At 49.0% G+C, this 22,496-nt stretch carries 20 protein-coding genes; 13 read left to right on the forward strand and 7 right to left on the reverse strand.

Annotated elements, in window-relative coordinates; all coding sequences use genetic code 11:
* The first annotated feature begins 309 nt into the window (after window positions 1–309).
* A complete protein-coding gene (locus tag DW769_RS14970; protein WP_117813437.1) occupies window positions 310–1,020 on the forward strand; it encodes a hypothetical protein in 711 nt (236 codons plus the stop codon).
* A 323-nt stretch (window positions 1,021–1,343) separates the two neighbouring features.
* The gene (locus tag DW769_RS14975; protein ID WP_147398863.1) at window positions 1,344–1,952 is read left to right on the forward strand and encodes a hypothetical protein; all 609 of its coding nucleotides are present in this window, start codon (window positions 1,344–1,346) and stop codon (window positions 1,950–1,952) included.
* Between the two features lie 90 nt (window positions 1,953–2,042).
* On the opposite strand, the gene DW769_RS14980 is transcribed toward DW769_RS14975, so the two are convergent.
* Complete coding sequence (locus DW769_RS14980) at window positions 2,043–2,825, reverse strand: type III pantothenate kinase (protein WP_118750576.1); 783 nt, start codon at window positions 2,823–2,825, stop codon at window positions 2,043–2,045.
* A gap of 157 nt (window positions 2,826–2,982) precedes the next feature.
* Here DW769_RS14980 and coaBC point away from each other — a divergent pair, with 157 nt between their 5' ends.
* From coaBC to DW769_RS14995, 3 genes are all read left to right on the forward strand, one after another.
* The gene (gene coaBC / locus DW769_RS14985) at window positions 2,983–4,179 is read left to right on the forward strand and encodes a bifunctional phosphopantothenoylcysteine decarboxylase/phosphopantothenate--cysteine ligase CoaBC (protein WP_118750577.1); all 1,197 of its coding nucleotides are present in this window, start codon (window positions 2,983–2,985) and stop codon (window positions 4,177–4,179) included.
* A gap of 205 nt (window positions 4,180–4,384) precedes the next feature.
* Window positions 4,385–5,155, forward strand: a complete 771-nt coding sequence (locus tag DW769_RS14990) for a TatD family hydrolase (protein ID WP_022461123.1) — start codon at window positions 4,385–4,387, stop codon at window positions 5,153–5,155.
* Window positions 5,156–5,240: 85 nt separating this feature from the next.
* On the forward strand, window positions 5,241–7,190 hold the full coding sequence (locus DW769_RS14995; protein ID WP_118750578.1) for an NlpC/P60 family protein: 1,950 nt from the start codon (window positions 5,241–5,243) through the stop codon (window positions 7,188–7,190).
* On the opposite strand, the gene DW769_RS15000 is transcribed toward DW769_RS14995, so the two are convergent.
* Both DW769_RS15000 and DW769_RS15005 read right to left on the reverse strand, forming a co-directional pair.
* Window positions 7,172–8,020 (reverse strand): LD-carboxypeptidase, encoded by an 849-nt coding sequence (locus DW769_RS15000; RefSeq protein WP_118750579.1) that lies wholly within the window; start codon window positions 8,018–8,020, stop codon window positions 7,172–7,174. The two genes, DW769_RS14995 and DW769_RS15000, sit on opposite strands and share 19 nt — an antisense overlap.
* A gap of 132 nt (window positions 8,021–8,152) precedes the next feature.
* Window positions 8,153–9,187 (reverse strand): threonine aldolase family protein, encoded by a 1,035-nt coding sequence (locus DW769_RS15005; protein WP_118750580.1) that lies wholly within the window; start codon window positions 9,185–9,187, stop codon window positions 8,153–8,155.
* A 463-nt stretch (window positions 9,188–9,650) separates the two neighbouring features.
* On the opposite strand from DW769_RS15005, the gene DW769_RS15010 reads away from it, so the two are divergent.
* The 4 genes from DW769_RS15010 (at window position 9,651) to DW769_RS15025 (ending at window position 14,391) form a co-directional block, all read left to right on the forward strand.
* Window positions 9,651–10,232: a TetR/AcrR family transcriptional regulator gene (locus DW769_RS15010; protein ID WP_118750581.1), complete on the forward strand. Its 582-nt coding sequence runs from the start codon at window positions 9,651–9,653 to the stop codon at window positions 10,230–10,232.
* A 33-nt stretch (window positions 10,233–10,265) separates the two neighbouring features.
* Window positions 10,266–11,627 (forward strand): alpha-amylase family glycosyl hydrolase, encoded by a 1,362-nt coding sequence (locus tag DW769_RS15015; protein ID WP_118750582.1) that lies wholly within the window; start codon window positions 10,266–10,268, stop codon window positions 11,625–11,627.
* A gap of 14 nt (window positions 11,628–11,641) precedes the next feature.
* On the forward strand, window positions 11,642–13,612 hold the full coding sequence (gene glgB, locus DW769_RS15020) for a 1,4-alpha-glucan branching protein GlgB (protein WP_118750583.1): 1,971 nt from the start codon (window positions 11,642–11,644) through the stop codon (window positions 13,610–13,612).
* 113 nt (window positions 13,613–13,725) lie between these two features.
* Window positions 13,726–14,391 carry an MBL fold metallo-hydrolase gene (locus DW769_RS15025; RefSeq protein ID WP_243105469.1) on the forward strand — a complete coding sequence of 222 codons (666 nt, stop codon included), beginning with the start codon at window positions 13,726–13,728 and terminating at the stop codon, window positions 14,389–14,391.
* Between the two features lie 22 nt (window positions 14,392–14,413).
* Here the strand turns inward: DW769_RS15025 and DW769_RS15030 are convergent, their stop codons facing one another.
* Window positions 14,414–14,875: a hypothetical protein gene (locus tag DW769_RS15030; RefSeq protein ID WP_117813422.1), complete on the reverse strand. Its 462-nt coding sequence runs from the start codon at window positions 14,873–14,875 to the stop codon at window positions 14,414–14,416.
* 215 nt (window positions 14,876–15,090) lie between these two features.
* Between DW769_RS15030 and DW769_RS15035 the strand changes: the two genes are divergently transcribed.
* On the forward strand, window positions 15,091–15,594 hold the full coding sequence (locus DW769_RS15035) for a GNAT family N-acetyltransferase (protein ID WP_117761329.1): 504 nt from the start codon (window positions 15,091–15,093) through the stop codon (window positions 15,592–15,594).
* 143 nt (window positions 15,595–15,737) lie between these two features.
* Here the strand turns inward: DW769_RS15035 and DW769_RS15040 are convergent, their stop codons facing one another.
* The 3 genes from DW769_RS15040 to nhaC all read right to left on the reverse strand — a co-directional run bounded on the left by DW769_RS15040 (window position 15,738) and on the right by nhaC (window position 19,236).
* On the reverse strand, window positions 15,738–16,577 hold the full coding sequence (locus DW769_RS15040) for a TraX family protein (protein ID WP_022462626.1): 840 nt from the start codon (window positions 16,575–16,577) through the stop codon (window positions 15,738–15,740).
* 294 nt (window positions 16,578–16,871) lie between these two features.
* Entirely contained in the window at window positions 16,872–17,747 is an 876-nt protein-coding gene (locus DW769_RS15045) for an MBL fold metallo-hydrolase (protein ID WP_117510903.1), read from the reverse strand.
* 73 nt (window positions 17,748–17,820) lie between these two features.
* The gene (nhaC, locus tag DW769_RS15050; protein WP_117761327.1) at window positions 17,821–19,236 is read right to left on the reverse strand and encodes a Na+/H+ antiporter NhaC; all 1,416 of its coding nucleotides are present in this window, start codon (window positions 19,234–19,236) and stop codon (window positions 17,821–17,823) included.
* Window positions 19,237–19,462: 226 nt separating this feature from the next.
* On the opposite strand from nhaC, the gene DW769_RS15055 reads away from it, so the two are divergent.
* The 3 genes from DW769_RS15055 (at window position 19,463) to pth (ending at window position 22,494) form a co-directional block, all read left to right on the forward strand.
* Window positions 19,463–20,668 carry a CobW family GTP-binding protein gene (locus DW769_RS15055; protein WP_118595551.1) on the forward strand — a complete coding sequence of 402 codons (1,206 nt, stop codon included), beginning with the start codon at window positions 19,463–19,465 and terminating at the stop codon, window positions 20,666–20,668.
* A 198-nt stretch (window positions 20,669–20,866) separates the two neighbouring features.
* Window positions 20,867–21,826: a TIGR03943 family putative permease subunit gene (locus DW769_RS15060; protein WP_118742080.1), complete on the forward strand. Its 960-nt coding sequence runs from the start codon at window positions 20,867–20,869 to the stop codon at window positions 21,824–21,826.
* Window positions 21,827–21,909: 83 nt separating this feature from the next.
* Window positions 21,910–22,494, forward strand: coding sequence for an aminoacyl-tRNA hydrolase (gene pth, locus DW769_RS15065; RefSeq protein ID WP_118750584.1), 585 nt, complete (start codon window positions 21,910–21,912; stop codon window positions 22,492–22,494).
* Window positions 22,495–22,496 lie beyond the last annotated feature (2 nt).

The raw sequence follows: 22,496 nt of genomic DNA on the forward strand, positions 1-22,496 counted from the left end.
CCTGCCGTATCCGGCATGGAAGAAGCACATATCTGTGCAAAATCTAAGTAACAGGCGTATCCGCCGATATTTGGTCTGCCGCTTAAAGCGGCCGGAAGCACGTGACTTTAGTCATGTGAGGTTCACTAGCGGTAGAGAATTTCTATAAGGGATGTTGTTGCTTTTTCTTTGATTTAAATCGAATGCATAAGAAAAATGTAAGAAAATTTTCACCAAACGTCATAGATTTTCAGAAGAATATATGGTAGTATAGGGCTAACAAAAAAGTATGTGAAAAAAAATAACAAAGCGGAAAGGAGATGCAGGTGTATGAATAAAAAATTAGCAGGTATTTTTGCAATGTGTGCTCTGTTGCTGACTGGATGTCAGGGAGCGAAAGAGAGCAGCAAGGAAATTACGCCGCCGGATACCGGATGGGGGAAAACGGTGGATGAAGTGCTTGCCGACTGGAATCTGGATCGGGACCAGGTGGAAATTTTCTCCGAAACTAACAGTGCAGCCGCGATCGCAGTAGATACAGAAGCCACTGTTTTCGGCGAGCAAACTTCCAGAGTCATGTTTCAGTTTATCAACCTCGATCAGATCGGAGCGACGGGAAAACCAGTATTGTGCGAAGTAGACATCACCTACCCGGATGATGCCGATATGGATACCGTGAAAAAAGAGATGGAAAAATCCTACGGAAGTTCCAAAGACTCCATTACCCGCTATGAGCTGTACCAGTCGCTGGGCGACGATCAGCTCCCGGAATATACTTACAAAAAAGCAGATCAGCTTGCCGTCTGGTCCGGCGAGAGCCTGAAAGATGCGATTCCTTCCGATAAGAGCACCGAATACGAAACTGCCTGGGAAGCATACCAGCCTGGCCTTACTGCCGACAACTGGGAGAGCTACACTGAACAGACAAGCATGGCAACCGCCGTATGCGCATACGGCGCAGAAGCATTTCCAATGTTTGAAAAAAACGGTGTCAGCCTCGAAGCTTATCCGGGACTGGTATATGAGCAGGTGAAAAAGTAATATGAAATGTAACTATTCAGAGCCATGCGAAATGGAAGAAAATCGTGAATCATGCTTGCATGAATGAACGGTTTTCTGGAATTTCATATGGCGAGAAGCAACATCGAGATGCAGCGCAAGCGGAATCGAGATGGGGTTCTGAATAGTTACTATGAAATAAGAAAGTCATAAACTCCCGGCAGTGCCGGGAGTTTTTCCGTGCATAGGGAGAAGGAAAAGAGTGTGTCCCGGAAAAATTCATGATATACTGAAAAGAGAAAATTCAACTTTTGGAAGGTTCCCGGAATGTCTGTTTTGGAAGAGAGGTGATTTCCTTGAAACGTATGAAAAAGAGAAAAATCACTGTGTTAGCTGGAGTGATCCTTTGCGTGATTGCAGGATGTCTGGTAAAAAGAATGACGGCGGTGTATACACAGAAAGAAAATCCCATTGGTCCTGAGCGGGGTACGACAGATGTTTTCCTGACGGCAGCAGATTTCATCTCAGAAAAATCGGATCAGGAACTGCTGCAGGAAATCGAAACCTTTGATACGGACAAAGCCGAGATGATTTATCTTTATATCCCGGAAGACACCGGAGCCGGAATGTCCTTTGCGATCACGCGCGAGGATCATCCGGAGGAGATGGACGAAATTCTCTCGACCATTTACGGAGAAAAAATTTCCTGCCAGAAGCCAAAACGGGTATTCAACATGACAGAGAGGATTTTGTATGATTATAACTGGTATTTTCTGATCTACGATCATGAGATGAATCAGATGGCGCTTGTATTTCTGTATTCCGATGATGTGATTGTATACAATGGGCATGTATTTCAGACAACAGAAACGTATGATGAAAGCATTCGCCCGTGTATTTTAAAACTGAAAGAGGAGAATCAGGAAAAACTGAAAAGCGGCGAGGCAACACGAAGAAGGGTTGCGATTCCATAGAAAAATAGAGAAAAGCGTGCCTGGAGAACAGACACGCTTTTTAACGTCATGCAGAATGAAAGAGTCTGATGAATATTTGGAAGTACGATTTTAATTTGCACAATTCCGCTCACACAGGAACGCCAGCCCCTTCAGCAGCAGATCCGGGTCGTAGATGTGGGGATGCAAGACGAGCGGTTCGATGAAGCGTGCAGCGCCGCCGGTGAGGATGAGGGTGGCGGGGGAGCCGAGTTCGGCTTCGATGCGCTGAACCATGCCGTCGAGCATGGCCGCCATGCCTGCAATCGTGCCGGAGAGAATGCATTCTTCGGTGTTTCTGCCGATGATGCGTTCCGGGGTCTGGAGGGCGAGTCTTGGGAGCTGGGCGGTCCGCTCGGCGAGGGCGTTAAGTCCCATGTCGAGTCCCGGTGCGATGGCTCCGCCGCAGAACACGCTGTTTTCCCGGATGACATTAAATGTCGTTGCTGTTCCAAGATCTACAGTGATAACCGGCAGCGGATAATGTGCGGCGGCCCAGGCGGCATCGACGAGGCGGTCGCGGCCTACTTTTTCCGGGTGCGGAATGGAAAAGGTCATGCCGAGATCGCTTTCTGATGTGACAAGCAGCGGTTCCATGCCGAACAGATGGCGGACGCATTCCTGCAGAAGCGTCAGAACCGGCGGAACGACACTGGAAATGATGATTCCCCGAAAATCGAACGGGGAAAGATTTTCGTTTTCGAAAAGCTGTCGGATGGAAGTCTCATATTGACCGGCAGACCATTCGTAGTTGATGTCAATCCGGGCTGTAAATTCGAGGGAATACATCTGTGCCGCGGTCTGAACGCCGCCGAGCGTAACGGTTGTGTTCCCGATATCGATAGCTAAAATCATAAAAATACCTCGCGCTTATTTAAAAGTAGTGCTTTGCTTTTTTATTATAAAGCCTTTTTGCACCGATGGCAAACACGATTGGTTGTAATCTGTTTTTTTGTCTGCTATACTGGAAACATCAACAAAAGCTGCTTCGAGGCAGCAGAACGGAGTTACAATGGAAAATCTTCACGGAAAATGTGTTGTACTTGGTGTGACAGGCGGAATTGCCGCCTATAAAATGGCAAACGTGGCAAGCGGTCTTCGGAAAGCCGGAGCGGATGTGCATGTCATCATGACCGAAAACGCGACGCAGTTCATCACCCCGCTGACGTTTGAAACACTGACCAACAACCGCTGCGTGGTCGATACGTTTGCGCGTGATTTTAAATATGAGGTGACGCATATTTCGCTGGCAAAAGCGGCGGATCTGATTATGATTGCCCCGGCTACCGCCAATGTGATTGCAAAAATGGCACACGGCATTGCAGATGATATGCTGACAACGGTGGTGCTCGCAGCGCAGTGCAAAAAGCTGGTTGCTCCGGCGATGAATACGGCGATGCTGGAAAATCCGATTACGCAGGATAATCTGGCGACGCTGAAAAAGTACGGTTTCGGCATCATCGAGCCGAGCGTGGGAATGCTGGCGTGCAAGGATGTCGGAAAAGGAAAACTGCCGGACCCGGAGGTGCTGCTGGATTACATTGCGATGGAACTGGCACGCGAAAAAACGCTCGCTGGTGTGCGCGTTACCGTGACCGCAGGCCCGACGCAGGAATCCCTCGATCCGGTGCGGTATCTGACGAACCACAGCAGCGGCCGCATGGGATACGCGATAGCGCGGGAGGCGATGCTCCGCGGCGCGCAGGTGACGCTGATTTCCGGCCCGGTTTCATTAGCCCCGGTTCCGGGCGTTGCGATGCGACCGGTGACGACGGCGAAGGATATGCTGGAGGCGGTGCAGGAGACATTGCCGGAGACAGACATTCTGATCAAGGCGGCCGCAGTTGCCGATTACCGGCCTGCGACAGTGGCGGATCAGAAGATCAAAAAGAAAGACGGCGACATGAGTATTCCGCTGGAGCGCACCGATGATATTCTGGGATGGGTGGAAAAGAACCGTCATCCGGGGTTGTTTGTGTGCGGCTTCTCGATGGAAACCGAGAACATGGTGGAAAACTCGCGTGCAAAGCTGGAGAAGAAGCATCTGGACATGATCGCGGCAAACAATTTGAAGACAGAGGGTGCCGGCTTCGGTGTGGCGACGAATGTGGTGACGCTGATCACGAAGGACGGCATCAAGGAGCTTCCGCTCATGGGAAAAGACGAAGTGGCTGGCTGCCTGCTGGACGAGATCGCGGCGCGGCGGTGATCGTGTTAATCTGTGATATATTTTTTCGTTTCCTGGTTGACGCGGGAAAAATGAATGCGTTATAATAAGCACAGGCGCAGCGGCGCACTTTACTTTTACGAAAAACAACGAACGATAGGATAGATAAACGTGGAAACGGAAACAGGGGAAGGCTATGCAGAGCTTTCTTCCGTTTCTGTTTCGTTTTTTAAGGAGAAATTCGGATATGATATTTGAAACACATGCACATTATGACGATGAGAAATTTGATGAAGACCGCGCGGAGCTGCTTTCCTCAATGCAGGAAAACGGGATCGGGCGCATCATCAATGTTTCGGCAAATCTGGAATCACTGGAAAATACAAGAAAACTGATGGAAGCGTATCCGTTCATCTACGGCGCGTTCGGCCTTCACCCGGATGAGGTGGGTGATCTGAACGAGGACGTGATGGCACGGATGCGGGAACTCTGCCGCATGGAAAAGGCGGTCGCGGTTGGTGAGATCGGCCTTGACTATTACTGGGACAAGGAGAATCACGAGAAGCAGGAATACTGGTTCCGCCGTCAGATTGCGCTTGCTCGGGAAGAAAAACTTCCGATGATTATTCACAGCAGGGAGGCGGCGGCCGATACGCTCCGCGTCATGAAAGAGGAAAAATCGGAGGAGATCGGCGGCGTCATTCATTGTTTTTCCTACTCTGTGGAGATGGCAGAGGAATACCTGAAAATGGGATTTTATCTTGGCATTGGCGGCGTGGTGACGTTCAAAAATGCGAAGAAGATCAAAGAAGTGGTTCAGATGGCTCCGATGGAGCGCATTCTGCTGGAAACAGACAGTCCGTATCTGGCACCGGTTCCGTACCGGGGAAAACGAAATTCTTCTCTGTATCTGCCGTACGTGGTGCAGGAGATCGCAGAGCTCAAGGGAATTTCGGAAGAAGAAGTCATTGAGACAACAGAGAAAAATGCGGTCAGACTGTTTCGAGCAGAGGAATAGGAAGCGATACCAGAGGTGTTTCTTCTGTTTTATTTGTTCGGATCAATTCCGTCTGGCCGGACAAATTGAATAGGAGAAAGCGAAAATGGTTGATAAAACAATGATGGGCGACAAATGCGCCGAGCTGGTGCGCGCCGCGATGATCGGTGCGCTCGCAGTGACACTGGGAAACCCGACAGCCGTTTATGCAGCAGAAGAGGAAACGGCCGATCCGGGACAGATTGGAATTGAGATTGCAGGGGAAGCAGCCGTTGGGGCTGCTTCTTTTTGCGTGGAGGAAGATGCGGCGGAGAAGGCACCTGCGGAAGAGGTGACAGAACCGGAAGGTACGCAGAATGATGAGATGGAAGAGGAAAGTGGATCCGAGGGAAAAGAAGATGAGGCAGTCCCGGAGGAACCGGAACCGCAGGAGCCTGACGGCGGAGAGAATGCAGGAATGACGGAACCGGGAAAAACGGGCGAGACAGAGTCAGAGGGGCCGGAAAATGCAGAACCGGGAGATCAGGGAGACATGCCGGAAACACCGGGAAACAGTGAAATGGATGGATCGTGGCCGGGCGAAGGGGAAGATATTTCCAACGATCCATGGCCGGGGCAGGAAGAAATCGGCGGCGGAGATGGGGAGCAGATGGAACCGCCGGAGGAAGAAAACGGATCTGCAGGAAGTGATGATGCAACTGGTGGGGACAAGACGGCAGAAGTCTCTTCGGATTCTGATTTATCACAGTCTGCGGAACCGCCAGCCGCCGAGGCTGAACCCGTCTTTTCGGCAGAGCAGGAAGCTGAGCGCACGCGGGAAAGCTACAGTGAGTGGCAGGCGGCAGAAGCTGAAAAAGTCACGATTTCCCGTATGCCGTGGCTGTTTCATACGGTTGAAAAAACATATGCTATCGCCGATGTGAATTCCTGGCTTCACGTCCGCGAAGGAAAAGACACAAATCAGAAAATCGTCGGAATCCTGCCGAAGGGAAGCCTCTGTTATATTTTAGCGGATGCGGATTCTGACTGGGTTTATGTGGAATCCGGCGATGTCCGTGGATTTGTCTGCGCGCGGTATCTCCTGCGCGGAGAAGAGGCTGAAAAAGAGGTAAACCGTTGGCAGGAGGAAAGTTTTCCCATGGCGGAAATGTGGGTGAAGCCATGGAATAATAAGGCGTACACCTATACATATGCAACGACGAGAACACTTCTTTCTTTTGACGAAGCGCGCGGCGAGGTCCTGCAGTACGCGAAAAAATTCCTGGGAAATCCGTATGTCTGGGGCGGGACGAGTCTTACAAACGGCTGCGACTGTTCCGGCTTTGCCCAGCAGATTTTTGCTAATTTCGGGTATACCCTTCCGAGAACCTCACGCCAGCAGGCGAAAGCTGGAACACGCATTCCTGTTCAGGAAGCAAAGCCTGGCGATCTGCTGTTTTACCAGCGGGAGAGCGGGTTTATTTACCATGTTATGATTTATCTCGGTGATGGAAAAGTAATCCACGCTGGAAGCGAGGCGACGGGGATTCTGATTTCAGATTTTAACTATGAGAAATCGACAGAATTTGCTGTGCGGGTGATTTCGGAGGAAATGCGTGAGAGCAAAATAGAAACGGGAGATGTGGATAATGGGAGAAAAGAAGGAAATTCTGTGGATAACCAGACAACAGAAAACGGGGATGGTGGAAAACAGAAGGCGGGAGCAGAAAATGTGCAGAATACAAGTGCAGAAAACAGTACCGCAGGTGATCGGTTGGAAAGCGCTTCGGGAAAATATCTCGGCAATTTTAAACTGACCGCTTACTGCAACTGCGCCGTCTGCTGTGGCCGCTGGGCGGGCGGCCCGACCGCATCCGGAAAAATGCCGGTGCAGGGCCGGACCATTGCAACCGGCGTTCTGCTGTTTGGAACGAAGCTGAATATCGGCGGAAAAATTTACACGGTCGAGGACCGCGGCACGCCGTACGGCCACATTGATATCTATATGGAACGCCATGCAGACGCAGAGGAGTTCGGCGTGCGCTACGCGGATGTATATCAGTCAGAAGAAATCTGATAAAATTTGCCGATTACGGCGGCATGTGCATCCGTGCCGTGGCCGATATACGGAGTCCTTGCAATCGGGAGATCCGGTCCGGCCGCCTGGCGGACAAGCTGCGGCATATCCGGCGTCAGCTGGTCGCGTTCCATCTGGGAAAATGTTCCGAGGAGAATACCATTGATCTGTTCAAAGGCATGCATCATTTTCAGCTGGGACAGAAACGTAACCATCTGCGGAACGCCGCCGCCCATGGCTTCGAGGAGCAGGATTTTTCCGCGGAAATCCGGCTGAAAATCCGTTCCGGCGAGCTTCAGAAAACAGCGGATATTTCCGCCGATCATCACACCTTCCATGTGATCGCCCTGCAGAAATGTGCACGGGAGGTCGAAGAGGCTGGGAGACTGCCCGGAAAAAGCGTTTTGGAACAGAGTGATCTGTTCGGCGCTGTGGTCGTACAGCAGATTTCGAACCTGATACAGCATCGACTCATTTCCAGTCGCAGTCGTGACAGCATTGACAATCGTCGTGAGATCACTGTATCCCCAGAAGCGCTTGCCGGAGGCGGCGATGACAGAAAAATCCAGATACGGCAGAACTTCATTCGCCATATCGCCGCCGGAAACATCAAAAATATCCGTGATTTCCGGGGCACAGTAAAGGTTCATCAACGCATCCGCCCGCTCCGCGCCCGTGCCGGAAAAGCCGGAACCGTTGTCGTAGAGGCAGGGGCTTAAAACAGGATCGAAGCCCAGCTCCCGCAGAATCTGACAGAGACGCGCCAGATCGGCGGAAAAGGAAGGGTGCATGGGGTTGGAGCAGGCGGTAATACCAATTTTATGAGACATAAAGATTCCTTTCTCGGAGTAAAACAAGGCAAAATCTGCATTTTCGTGGCACACCGGTACAGCTTTTTCTTTGAATTTGCAAAGCAGATTTAGAGAGCGCCGGTGTTTGCAGAATGCCGTTTTGGACAAAAATTATAAAGCTTTGAGGTCATCAATCAGTGTCTGCACTTCCTCTTCCGTTGTTGCCCAGCTGGTGCAGAACCGCGCAATATTTCCGCCGTCCGCGGATTTCCCCATTGGCTCGAAAATATAGCGTTTTTCCAGAGTTTCCTTCTGCGCATCGGTGAGAATCACAAACTGCTGATTCGTAAAACTCTCCACCCAGAATGGAATCCCCTGCGCCGCAAATGCTTTGCGGAGTTTCATGGCAAGTTCATCGGCGCGGCGTGTCGCAGTGAAATAAAGATCATGCTCCAGCAGGCAGTGGAACTGCAGTCCGAGCAGCCATCCCTTTGCGAGGACAGCGCCGTTCTGTTTCATGTAGGCTTTGAACCGCTTTTTCAGCGAGTCAGCTGTAAGCACAACGGCCTCACCAAACAGCGCACCGCATTTCGTTCCGCCGAAATAGAAAACATCTGTGAGAGCAGCGAGATCCTCGAGAGAAACATCATTCTTCTCTGATCCAAGCCCGTATCCAAGCCGTGCCCCGTCCACAAACAGATACATATCATACTTCCGGCAGACCTCGTGAATCTTCGTCAGCTCCTGCAGCGAATACAGCGTTCCCTGCTCAGTCGGAAATGAAAGATATACCATCTTCGGCTCCGTCAGATACTCCGGCTCACCGCCTTCATAATAAGCCGCCGCACACGCCGCAATCTGTTCCGCCGAAATTTTACCATCCGTATTCGGCAGCTCCAGAATCTTATGCCCGGTATTTTCAATCGAAGCCGCCTCATGACAGTTAATATGTCCGGTATCCGCCGCAATCACACTCTGCACCGGCGAAAGCGCTGCCGCCGTCACAATAAAATTCGCCTGCGTCGCCCCCGGAAAAAAATGAACCGCCGCATCCGCACAACGAATCTTCTCCCGAATCAGCTCCGCAGCCTTCTCACACCATTCATCCTCCCCATATCCACCATAACTGTTCTCATTAATCGAAGTCAACGCCTCCAGAATCTCCGGATGTGCGCCATGATTGTAGTCATTATTAAATCGTATCATCAGTTTACGTTTCCTCCTTAAAATAAATTTGAAAAAATGCTGTTTCCATTATACGGCATCCGAAGGAAAACAGCAATTGGAGAACAAAGAGAGAAAATGCCAAAAACGCAGAAGGATTCACATGGATAAACAGCGCAAGCTATGCCAGAAAAAATGTCTGACATAGCTTGCGCTGTTTATCCATGTGAATCCTTTTTTCTATTATCTATTTTACATTGACATTTTATATACCGATTGGTATAATGATAACAGAAACACACATAAGAGGCATAAAAAAACCAACAAAATTCGTCAAAATCGCCAAAAAATGTGAACCAGAATCAGCACACACCACACAGACATAGCACCACAGTAACTCATTCACCAACACCCGCGACCAGGATCAGCTCTTCGGAGACTGCCGGGAATCCCCGGCAGTCCCCGGAGGGCGTCCGTCCCCGCTCCCCAATCAAGAGGAATCAAAATGGACAACCGTCAGCTAATCATGAATGCAGCCCTGACCCTCTTTTACGAAAGTGGGTATGACGCCGTAGGGGTTCAGCAGATTGTAGATGCAGCAGGAGTCACAAAACCAACGCTGTACTACTATTTCGGCAGCAAACAGGGTCTTCTGGAAGCCCTGCTCAAAGAACATTTCCAGATCATGGAACAGAAACTCACCGAAGCAGCAGAAAACGGAAAAAATATTCCGGAAAAACTGTATCGCATCGCGCGTGCCTTCTTCAATGGAGCCTCGGAAGATCCGAGATTTTATATGCTGATGATGGCGTTGTTCTATTCCGGAAGAAAAAGTGAAGGATTTCGGACGGTATTTCCCATGATTGACCGTTTTTACCGTCTCTGCGTTGATGTTTTTGACAACGCAAGCGCAGAACTTGGCAATATGAACGGACGTCAGGAACAGTTTGCCGTTGGATTTTCCGGAACGCTGCTGCATTATCTGATGATGACAGCAAGAGATAAAACCGATCTTTCCGGTCTGGTGATCCGGGACGAAGAAGTCTACCGGCTGGTACACCAGTTCATGTATGGGATTTATTCTTAACGTATCAACACAAAACAAGGAGGACAAAACACAATGGCACCATGGTATGAAGAGGCAGAATTTTATCACATCTATCCGATTGGACTTGTCGGCGCACCGAGAAAAAATGAAGCAGAAGAAACCGTACACCGGTTTTCCACACTGGAACAATGGCTCCCGCACATCAAAGAACTTGGATGCAGCGCCATCTATATTGGCCCCTTGTTTGCGTCAACCACACATGGATACGACACCAGAGATTACAAACAGGTAGACCGTCGTCTGGGCGATAACGCAGATTTTACGGCGTATGTGAAAAAAGCGCATGAGCTTGGCATCAAGGTTGTTGTAGATGGTGTGTTCAATCACACTGGCCGCGAATTTTTCGCATTCCGCGATATCCAGGAAAAGAGAGAACAGTCCCCGTACTGCAGCTGGTACAAAGGAATCTGGTTTGGTGGAAACACCTGCTATAACGACGGATTTTCCTACGAAGCATGGAGAAACTGCTTTGAGCTTGTCAACCTGAACCTTCAGAATCAGCAGGTTCGTGATTATCTGTTGGACGTCATCGACTTCTGGATCGACGAATTCGACATCGACGGCATTCGTCTCGACTGTGCAGACTGCCTGGACTTTGGCTTCCTGGAACAGATGCGCGCGCGGACATCCGCAAAAAAACAGGACTTCTGGCTGATGGGCGAAGTCATCCACGGCGACTATGCGCGCTACATCGGAGACGGCCAGCATCTGCTGCACAGTGTCACAAACTACGAGCTTCACAAAGGACTTTATTCGGGACATAACGATCATAACTACTTCGAAATTGCACATACGATCCGCCGCGAATTTGACGAAAACGGCGGCATTTACAAAGGAAAGAAACTGTACAGCTTCGTTGACAATCACGACGTAGACCGTCTGGCCAGCAAGCTGAACGTAAAAGAAAACATGATTCCAATTTATGCGCTGCTGTACTTCCTGCCGGGCATCCCGTCCATCTATTACGGATCGGAATTCGGCATCGAGGGAAGAAAAGAAGGCGGAAACGACGATCCGCTGCGTCCGGCGCTGAATCTGGAAGAACTGGAGAAAAATCCGCCGGCAGAAAAACTTCCGGCATGGATCAAAACATTATCAGACGTCAGAAAAAAACATCCTGCAGCACGAACGGGAAGATACCGCGAACTCATGCTGACCAACCGCCAGTATGCCTTTGCACGCCTGGATGAGACAGACGCTCTGATCACAGCAGTAAATAATGATGAAAACCAGAGTGCGGGAGTCTGGATTCCTGCATCTTGCGACGGAACATGGAAAAACGCGGTAACCGGAGAAGCCATTTCTCCGGAAAATGGAAAACTTTTTGTTGAAGTACCTCCGTGCGGCTGTGTTCTGATTGAAAAAGAAGCATAAAGGGGATTTTTTCTATGAAGGAAACTGCGAAAACAACGGCAAAAACAACAGCAAAAACCAGAAAAGCGCCAAAAAAACCGGCGGGCTATCAGCCAAGATTTTCTGAACTGGATCAGTACTTATTTGGACAGGCAACCCATTACGATATTTTCCGGAAAATGGGTGCGCACCTGGACAAAAAAGACGGCAAAGTAGGAGCCTGGTTCACCGTATGGGCTCCGCATGCGGCGGAAGTATCTGTCATCGGCGAATTCAACGGCTGGGATGCCCATGCCAATGTGATGCGGAAAGTCGGCGAGGACGGCGTTTATGAAGTGTTCATTCCGGGCGTGACCGAGGGAATGATGTATAAATATTACATCCGAACACCGGACGGAAGAGAACTGTACAAAGCAGATCCATACGCATTTGCATCCGAAAAACGGCCGGGTACCGCGTCAAAAGTAGCGGAAATCGAAGGCTACCGCTGGGGTGACAGCGAATGGCTGACGAACCGCAAAAAATTTGACGTTCAGAAATCCGCGCTCTCCATCTACGAAGTGCACCCGGGCTCCTGGATGAAACATCCGTGGTCCGAATCCAACCCGGACGGATTTTACAATTACGTTCAGTTCGCACATTCGCTTGCCGATTACGTAAAAAAAATGGGCTATACCCACGTAGAGCTGATGGGAATTGCAGAGCATCCGTTTGACGGTTCCTGGGGCTATCAGGTAACGGGCTATTACGCACCGACCTCCCGCTACGGAACACCGAAAGAGTTTAAATATCTTGTTGATTATCTGCATAAAAATAAAATCGGTGTTATTCTGGACTGGGTACCGGCACACTTCCCGAAAGATGCGCACGGCCTTGTTGATTTTGATGGCCAGCCGCTGTATGAGTACGCCGACCCGAGAAAGGGCGAGCACCCGGAGTGGGGAACGAAGATCTTTGATTACGGCAAAAATGAAGTGAAAAACTTTATGCTGGCAAATGCGCTTTATTGGGTAGAAGAGTACCACGTAGACGGTCTCCGTGTCGATGCTGTTGCTTCGATGCTGTATCTCGACTACGGAAAAGAGCCGGGCCAGTGGGTGCCGAACAAGAACGGCGGAAATGAAAATCTCGAAGCCGTCGAGTTCTTCAAACACCTGAATACCCTGGTGCGCGGACGAAACAAAGGTGTCATCATGATTGCCGAGGAGTCCACAACGTGGCCGAAGGTAACGGGAAGCGTAGAGGACGGCGGCCTGCATTTCTCCTACAAATGGAACATGGGATGGATGCATGACTTCCTCGATTACATGAAGCTCGATCCATACTTCCGCAAATACAACCATAACAAGATGACCTTCGGCATGACCTATGCATTTTCCGAGAACTACATTCTGGTGCTCTCGCACGATGAGGTTGTCCACTTGAAATGCTCGATGATCAATAAAATGCCGGGCGATCTGAAGGAAAAATTCCAGAACCTGATGGTAGGCTATGCTTTCATGTTCGGGCACCCGGGCAAAAAACTTCTGTTCATGGGACAGGATTTCGGACAGCTCCGCGAGTGGAGCGAGGAACGCGAGATCGACTGGTTCCTGCTGGCAGATGAGGGGCATCAGCATCTGCAGACCTTCTTTAGTGACCTGCTGAAAATGTACCGCAAGTACCCGGCACTCTACGCGAACGACTGCGGCTACGAAGGCTTCCAGTGGATCAATGCCAACGACGGCGACCGCAGCATTTACAGCTTCGTCCGCTGGTCACCGACAGGCAAGAACAATCTGCTGTTTGTCTGCAACTTCACACCAGTCGAGAGACCGGACTACATGTGCGGCGTACCGCGCAAAAAACAGTACCGCCTGATACTCGACAGCTCCGATATGAAATACGGCGGTCCGACCGAAAAACGCCAGATGGTCTACCGCGCCAAAGACGGCGAATGCGATGGCCAGCCATATCGGATTGCATATTCACTTCCGGCGTATGGTGTGGCGGTGTTCAGCTTCTAAAATAAGATAGCTACTAATTTTCATTAATATCATGACCGGCAGAGAACGAAAGAGATTTCTTAAATCTGTCGGTCATTGTGTTTTGTGTTCGAAGGAAAAGAGGTGTTGATTTGATGAAAGAAGAAAGAAAAGAGCCGATACAGATTCCGCACATCCAGACAATCAACGATCACATTTCCTATCTTACACCGACAGAACATCCACTTTCGGCAAATGTTGTGATCATCGAGGGTGATGCATTTTTCTGGGTATATGACGTGGGAAATCATCCTGCGGTTTCAGAAATTCTGCAGAAAAAGTCAGAACAGACAGGAAAAGAAATTCGGGTGATTTTATCCCATTTTCATCCCGACCATATCGGGAATCTGTCGGAGATTTCGTGCGAAGCGGTTTACCAGGGGAAAAATACGTTTCGTTATACAAAAACAGGAACTGTGATAGAAGAAGATACGTGGTTTCAGGACGGTGACGTGCGGTTACATTTATTTCCGATTCCATCGAGTCATGCCAAAGGATCACTTGCATTGGAAGTGGATGAGACGTGGTGCTTTCTCGGGGATGCGGCATATGCGACGCAGAAAAACGGACAGACCGTTTATAATGCCGAGCGCCTGCTGGCAGAAATCCGAGTTCTGAAAAACGTGCGTGCGCCGTATTTTCTCCTGAGCCACAGCGAACCGTTTCAGCAGAACAAAGAGGATGTGCTGGAATGGATGGAAGCGATTTATGAGAAACGGAAACGAGATGAATCATATATAAAAACACCCCAGCGCGTATGACAGGGAGTCCTTCGAGGCTGAATCAGGTATGCCACTTCGGCAATTCACTTTCTTTCACTGGAACTGATTCAAGATCCATATTTGACCAATATGAGCCGATATCTGAACTTGTGAAGTATTCAAAATTGCCCGTGGAAGATTTCAGCTTTCCGTTCTTGACTCCATTGCAGACATAAACCAGTTCGTAGTTTGTCCCATCCGAAAGGTTAAATCGAAAACTGGTCACATCTGCTCCTGTGATTTCCTCGACTTGTTTGTCTGTCAATGATAAGTTTTCAAACATATGATACAAGTCTGTTATATCAGTTTTTGCAACGACTATTTTCTTTTCTGCTGATACCGGTGCTCCCGCATAGTGGTACATTTCGATATTTTCAACATCTCCAACTTCAAAAGGAAAGTCGATATGGACCGTTTCTTTGCTACAGCCGACCAGTACCATCATTAAAATCAGAAAGGATATCAAATTTGTCGCTTTTTTCATATCATTGCACTCCTCGTCATGTTTTTGACAGGTCAAGAGTTCAAAAATCCTCTTGCAAGCGAGCTTGCATTAGCTTTTTGAGCCTGGTATCATGATGATTTGAGTATATCATAGTTTAACCGAATCAAGCAAGTCACCTGCTTCCATTGCGCGAAGCAATAAGCAGGGGGTTGGGACTTACTTGATTCGGTTAAACAAACAAGGGAGATGAAAAAATGAATGAAATTATAGCTTTACAGAAATATGAAAACGAAGCACAACTTGCAAAAGAGCTGATTCGAGGCTTTTGGCTGGCTCATGGTGATTATGTTATAACCGACGAAGAGGCCGCGGAGAATCTTGCTGCCTGGACAGACAAAGGGCATGTGTTTTATTTTATCTTAAAAGAAGAGATCCCCATTGGATTTGTGCATCTCGGAAGCCGCGGGGCGGAAGTTGACTGGATCGAAGATCTTTTCGTACTTCCGGAATACCAGGGAAACGGATACGGAAGTCATGCGATTGCGCTGGTCGAAGCCGAGATAAAAAAGTATTCTGAATCTGTCTATCTTGAGGTAGCTGCGCGAAATTTTGGAGCGATGAAACTCTATCATAGATTGGGATATCATTGCCTGAACACTGTGACGTTACGCAAAGATTTTCAACCGGAGAATTTTGAAGTGATTCGCAGCGAAGAGCTTTTGGGGTATCCGTTGGAAGTTAAGAAGTATATTAAGTAGAATCTCACGCCGATTTGCGCAGCAAATCCAGACCTCCCCACCGCCCGCCTCAATGTCAGCCCGGAAGTGCGTCTGTGTCGTCTGGGACTGTGCCCCAGGGCACAGTCCCAGGCGGCGCAGGTGCACTTCCGGGTGTCCGTTTTTTAAACAACCGCAACCCCCGCCATCCCCAGTACCGCCGCAATCGCAAACAGCACCAGCAGATGCACCGGATAAAACGCATAAAACGGATACTTCAGATTCAATCCTCGTTTTCCGTTATAAAAATGCACCGGGATCATCGCCAGAAAACAGGTGATTTCATTCAGGCTCAGCAGCGTAAGTACGGCGCAGCCAATTCCAATACAATACATCTTATTGTTACGCAGGTTATACATCAGAACAATCGTCAGAATTCCCATCGCACTGTAATCGGTTTTCAGCAGTGTAGCAACAGTGCATGCCGCTACGATCACCAGCAGTTTTCCAATGGAAACTTTCCAGTTGGCTCCCCGCCAGTTTGTACCGTCCTGATGCGTTTTTTCATCAATCTTCTGCAGGAAAATCATCATCACAAGGCCGATAAACAGAGTGAAAAATACATTCTGATAATTCAGATAAAACGGTTTTCCCGCAAATGCAAGGTCAAACGGAACTTCTGAAACCAGTGCGAAAATACCAAGATTCAGAGCATACTTTTTCACATCATGTGTATGTAGAAATCCCTCAATTAACAGAAAACAGAAAATTGGAAAACTGATTCGTCCGATGGCACGCATAATCATGTCCGCGTAATAAATCACAGCTGTGTTTCCTGTGGAGAGAAATGATGCGCCTCCGTCCGAAGCGTTCACCGCATCCAGAAGACCACGGGAAATCAGGATTCGGTCGAAAAGTACAGCTGCAGTGTGGTCGATCAGCATACAGACCATCGCAATGATTTTCAAGGTACTGCCGGGAATTTTACCGGCGCTTTTTACGGGTTTCGCAGTAGTAGCTGCCATATAAAACATCCTTTCTGGAACGCAAACGAAAGGCAGACTGTGCAAGCCGTCTGCGGATCAGGTTCCTGTAACGACAAACAGCAGAAAATCCTGCTGTTTTGCCAGAGTTGTAATACTATGATTATACGTTCTGAGGAGGTTAATGTCAAAGAAAAAACAGTTCTGAAATAACGCAGAGTATGGTAGAATCTGCCAGTCGGGTAAATGAAAATAGAAAGCGTCTCCGGGCTCATCCCAAAACGAACGGGGCAGCGTACCAATTCGTAAACCAGAATTGGTACGCTGCCCCGTATTTTAAAATACATCCAGGTCTTTTCCGTTCACGACATATCCGTCATACCCTGCATCCCGGATTTCATCCAGAATCGCGGCATCGCGCCATGCCATCTCGGCGGCAAGGTTTTTGTGGTTATCCTGTACATTCATATGGTAAATCCGGTGATACGTAACGAGCAGTTTCGGATTTGCCTTTTTTGCAACACCGGCAAGATCCGTGCTTAACGTATGCACTTCCCGGTGGTATTTCTGCCATTTTGGTTCGCGGCAGGAGATTCCGGCGGCGTATTCCACTTCGTGCAGCAGGATATCACAGCCTTTCGATTTTTCTGCCACGAGATCCAGCGGAGCGGTATCGCCGGTAATGACGATTGTGCGGTCCGGTGTGGTGAATTTATAGCCGTAGCATTCCAGTGTTCCGTGGCTGACCGGAAAAGCCTCCACCGTAACCAGGTCATCCCGGTAGACAATGCCGGATTCAATTTCTGTTACCTCAACGCGGTAGCCGGATTCGTTTGCTTTTTCGAAACCGTGAATTCGGAAATCAATGTCGGTTTCATAGGCCTGTAAGATATGATCGGTCATGTGCTGTAAGCCCTTTGGCCCGAAAACTTTCAATGGAACCGGGCGCTCCAGCACCCACGGAGTGAAAATCAGATCCGGGTACCCTGCGGTATGGTCTGTGTGAAGGTGCGTACAGAAGGCAACGGTCAGAAGATCCGGCCGCAGGGCATCCACGCCGTTAAAATAGGCGGCTGAGGCCTGGCGGACAACGCCAGGGCCAAAATCTACCAGATAAGCACGGTCACCGACCACGACAGCGGAGGAAGGTCCGTTGGCATTCGGACACGCATTTGGTGTGCCGGTTCCGAGAAGAACAAGTTTTGTCTGCATTCTTTCTCTTTTCCTTTTCTTTTTTTGTTTCTGTTTCTGTTTATGATTTTCTGTTACGATTTCTGCTTTTGCCTTATTTCTCTTCTTTTGATTCATTGTTTTGGGTTTCCGGAAGATGCTTAATGGAAATTCCGGTAAATCCATAGAAAATACTGAAAACCGGGGTCAGGTAAAGCAGGAATAAGTACGGGAAAAATGCCGACCATGCAACACCAAGTGTGCCGGCCATGTATACGCCGTAGCCATGCCATGGAATCATAGGACCAGCCATAGTTCCGGAGTCTTCGAGGCAGCGGGAAAGAATTTCCGGTGCAACCTTGCGCTCTTGAAAGACAGGTGCCATCAGACGGCCGGTCAGAACGTGTGCCATCGGCTGGGAGCAGCTGATGAGGCTGGTCACGTAACCGACAATCATCGTTGCAAGGATCATACTTCCATCGCTGTTGATTCTCTTTACAATCGCTTGAAGAATGTGATCCAGTACACCGAGTTTTTCCAGCATGCCGCCCATGCCGACAGCAAAGCAGATAATGGCTACGTACTGGAGCATGCTTCCCATGCCGCCGCGGTTTAAGATGGATTGTAATACCGGTTCTTCGATTGTGGTTGTGTAACCGTTGTAAGCTGTGCGGATGATGCCCTGCAGAGTATCGTGCTGCACAAAATAGGAAACAAATCCGGCAGCGAAGCTGGAAAGACCAAGTGCAGAGATCGCATTTACTTTGCAGAGGAGCAATACAATAATCAGGATGGCAGGGATCATGGTAATCCATCCGAGCTGGAATTCACCGTTTAAAGCATCGATGTAAACGGTAATGCTTCCCTCGGTATAGCTTCCGCTGGTCTGCTGGAAACCGAGAATAGTAAAAAGAATTAAGGTAATTACATACGTTGGAAGGGTGGTCCAGAGCATCGAGCGGATATGATCGCCAAGTTTGGCATCTGCAACGGCCGGAGCAAGGTTTGTGGTATCGGAAAGAGGACTTAATTTGTCACCGAACATGGCACCGCAGATGACAGCACCGGCTACCATGCCAGGATGGATACCCATGGCGTTTCCGATCGCCATCATGGCAACACCTGCGCTTCCGACGGAACCATAGGAAGTACCGGTTACAATACTCAAAATGGAGCAGAACAGCAGCGTCAGAGGCAGCAGCCAGGACGGGTTAATCATTTTTAAGCCCCAGGAAATGATGGTGGCAATGGTGCCACTCTGCAGCCAGGTGCCGATCATGACACCGATGGCCATCAGAAGGCAGAGCGTCGGGACGACCATACGGATGGCATCGTATGCGCCGGCAACAATTTTGGCGTAAGAAATACCGAAAATTTTACAAAACAGATAGATAAAAATCCAGCTTGCAAACAGGCCGATCATAGGACCGCCGGTTTTCAGGCGGATACAGACTGCGACGGATACGATGATCAGCAGCAGCAAAAGCAGTGACTGTGGCAGATTGAGTTTTTTTTCTTTCGTTCCGCTCATAAAAAAATCCCCCATTCATAGGTAAAATGATTTGCCCGTTCAACGCGTTAAAGTAGAAAAGACATGTAATATATTATAATGGTGAAATGCAGAAAAAGCAAGGGAAATTCTCTTGATTTTTTGTTCTATGGTTGCTATAATAAGCGTGAGTGTGGGGCGGAGGATAAACTTCGGCCCTTTTGCAGCTAACTATAAACGGAATCAACAAGATAAAGAGGTTAAATCAATGACAAGAATAGACATTATTTCAGGTTTCCTGGGCGCAGGAAAAACAACCCTGATCAAAAAACTCCTCGGAGACGCACTGAAAGGCCAGCAGGTTGTCCTGATCGAGAACGAATTCGGTGAAATCGGAATCGACGGAGGCTTCTTAAAAGATGCCGGTATCGAAATCCGTGAAATGAACTCCGGCTGCATCTGCTGCTCTCTTGTGGGAGACTTCGGCGCAGCATTAAAAGACGTTATCACCAAATATCACCCGGACCGCATCATCATCGAGCCGTCCGGCGTAGGTAAACTCTCCGACGTCATCAAGGCTGTAGACGGTGTAGAAAAAGAAGCAGGCGTAGCCCTGAATTCCGCAACAACCGTAGTCGACGTTATGAAATGCAAAATGTATCTCAGAAACTTCGGCGAATTCTTCGAGAATCAGGTAAAGAGCGCAGGAACCATCATCCTGAGCCGTACCGATAAAGCCGATACCGAAAAAGTAGAGGCAGCTGTAAAAATGCTCCGCGAACTGAATCCGGAAGCACACATTATTACCACACCGGTTGAAGTACTGGGTGGTAAGAAAGTACTCGATACGATGGAAGGTGCCATCATCAACCTTGCGCAGGTAGAAGAGGAAGAGCATCATCACCATCATCATGACCACGACGAGTGCTGCTGCGGCCATGACCACGATGAGGAGCATGAGCACCATCATCACGATCATGATGACGAGTGCTGCTGCGGTCACGATCACGAGGAGCACGAGCACCATCATCACGACCATGATGACGAATGCTGCTGCGGTCACGATCACGAGGAACACGAGCATCACCATCATGACCATGATGACGAATGCTGCTGCGGTCACGATCACGACCATGAGCATCATCATCACGATGATGCGTGTGGCTGCGGTCACGAGCATCACCATCATCACCACGCAGACGAAGTTTTCACAAGCTGGGGTCAGGAGACTGTGAAGACCTTTACCAAAGAGCAGATCGAAGGCATCTTAAAGAAACTTTCCGAGGATACCGCTTATGGTATGGTTCTTCGTGCCAAAGGTATGGTAGCAGGCGCCGATGGACAGTGGATCTATTTCGATATGGTTCCGGAAGAGTACGAAGTACGTGACGGAGCACCGGAATTCACCGGAAGAATCTGTGTCATCGGTTCCAAATTAGCAGAAGATAAGCTGGCAGAGCTGTTCGGACTGTAAAAATACAAAGTAGCTGCGAAAATTACGGTCCGCAGGGTACCTGTGAACTGTAGTGAAGCTGCCGCATCAGAAACAAAATCCGATGTGGCAGCTTTTTTCTTGATTTAGAGACAAAGCAAAAGGCACGCCCGGAATCTCAGCCGCAAAAGCAAGTGCAGAAAGATTCCGGGAGTACGTCAAAGACAACGGAGGTACAAAATGTACGAAGAAGACGAAGTAGAAATTCCGATTTATCTCATAACAGGATTTCTGGAGAGTGGAAAAACCTCTTTTATCAATTTTACCGTAGCACAGGAATATTTCCAGATTGACGGGCCGACCCTTCTGATCACAACCGAAGAGGGTGAGGTAGAGTATGACGAAAAAGAACTGCTCAAACACAACACAGTACTGGAAATCGTAGAAGGACCGGAGCAGTTTACCTTAGATTACCTGAAAAAACTGAACCGTAAATATCGCCCGGAGCGTATTATTCTGGAATACAATCCGCTCTGGAGTGTAAAAAAACTGGAAGAAATGGAGCTGCCGCGCGGCTGGGGCATTGTACAGGAGATTGTGACGGTCGATGCAAGCTGCTTCCAGATTTATATGCAGAATATGAAATCTGTTTTCATGGAGATGGCAAAAAATGCGGATATGGTTATGTTCAACCGATGTCGTCCGGAAGATCCGCTTCCGGCATTCCGCCGCAGCATCAAAGTAGTCAATCAGGCATGCGACGTTCTGTTTGAGAACGAAGAAGGCGAAATTGACAACATTTTTGAGGATCAGATGCCGTTTGATACCGATGCCGATGTGATCGAGATTGATGACGCCGATTACGGAATCTGGTATGTCGATATGGGCGACAACCCGGAGCGTTACGAGGGCAAGACTGTTCATTTCCGCGGTATGGTATTAAAGAGCAAGGATGTCGGAGCCGATTTCTTTGTTCCGGGTCGTATGGCAATGACCTGCTGTGCAGATGATACTTCTTTTATCGGCTATGTCTGCAAATGCGCAAGCGCCAAATCTCTCGTAATGGGTTCCTGGGTTGACGTGACTGCAACGGTAAAATGGGGCTATATGAAGGTTTACGACGGCGAAGGCCCGGTTCTGTATGCAAAAGAAATCAAACCGGCCAAAAAGCCGGAGAGCGAACTGGTATATTTTAACTAAAGAAAAAGAACAATCATACATCAGACAACAGAGGGCAGGGAAAGTTTTTTCTGCTCTCTGTTGTCTGCATTGCAGGAGGAAGTATGTTTATTATAGTAGGTTTGGGAAATCCGACGCGCCAGTATGAGGGCACGAAGCACAACGTCGGATTCGACACCATCGATTACCTGATCGACGAATATCAGATCCCGTCTTCCGGTGCAGGCCACAAGGCGCTGTTCGGAAAGGGCATGATCGCAGGCCAGAAAGTCATTGTCGCAAAGCCGATGACATATATGAACCTGAGCGGTGAGTCCGTGCGGGAGCTGGTGAACTATTACAAAGTGAATCCGGAGAGCGAGCTGATCGTGGTTTACGATGATATCAGCCTGGCGCCGGGACAGATCCGTATCCGCAAAAAAGGAAGCGCGGGCGGCCACAATGGCATCAAAAACATCATCGCCAATCTCGGTACCGACCGTTTTATGCGTGTGAAAGTCGGTGTCGGTGAGAAACCGAAAAACTGGGATCTGGCGGACTACGTGTTAAGTCCGTTTACGAAAGACGAACGTCCCCTTGTAAATCTGGCGATCGAGCATGCGGCAAAAGCAATCGAGCAGATGCTGAACGGGGATGTGGACGCAGCTATGAATGAGTATAACCGCAAATCTGCAAACCCGGCAGAGTAAGG

The organism is Blautia sp. AM29-29, assembly GCF_003480555.1.
Lineage (GTDB): Bacteria > Bacillota > Clostridia > Lachnospirales > Lachnospiraceae > Fusicatenibacter > Fusicatenibacter saccharivorans.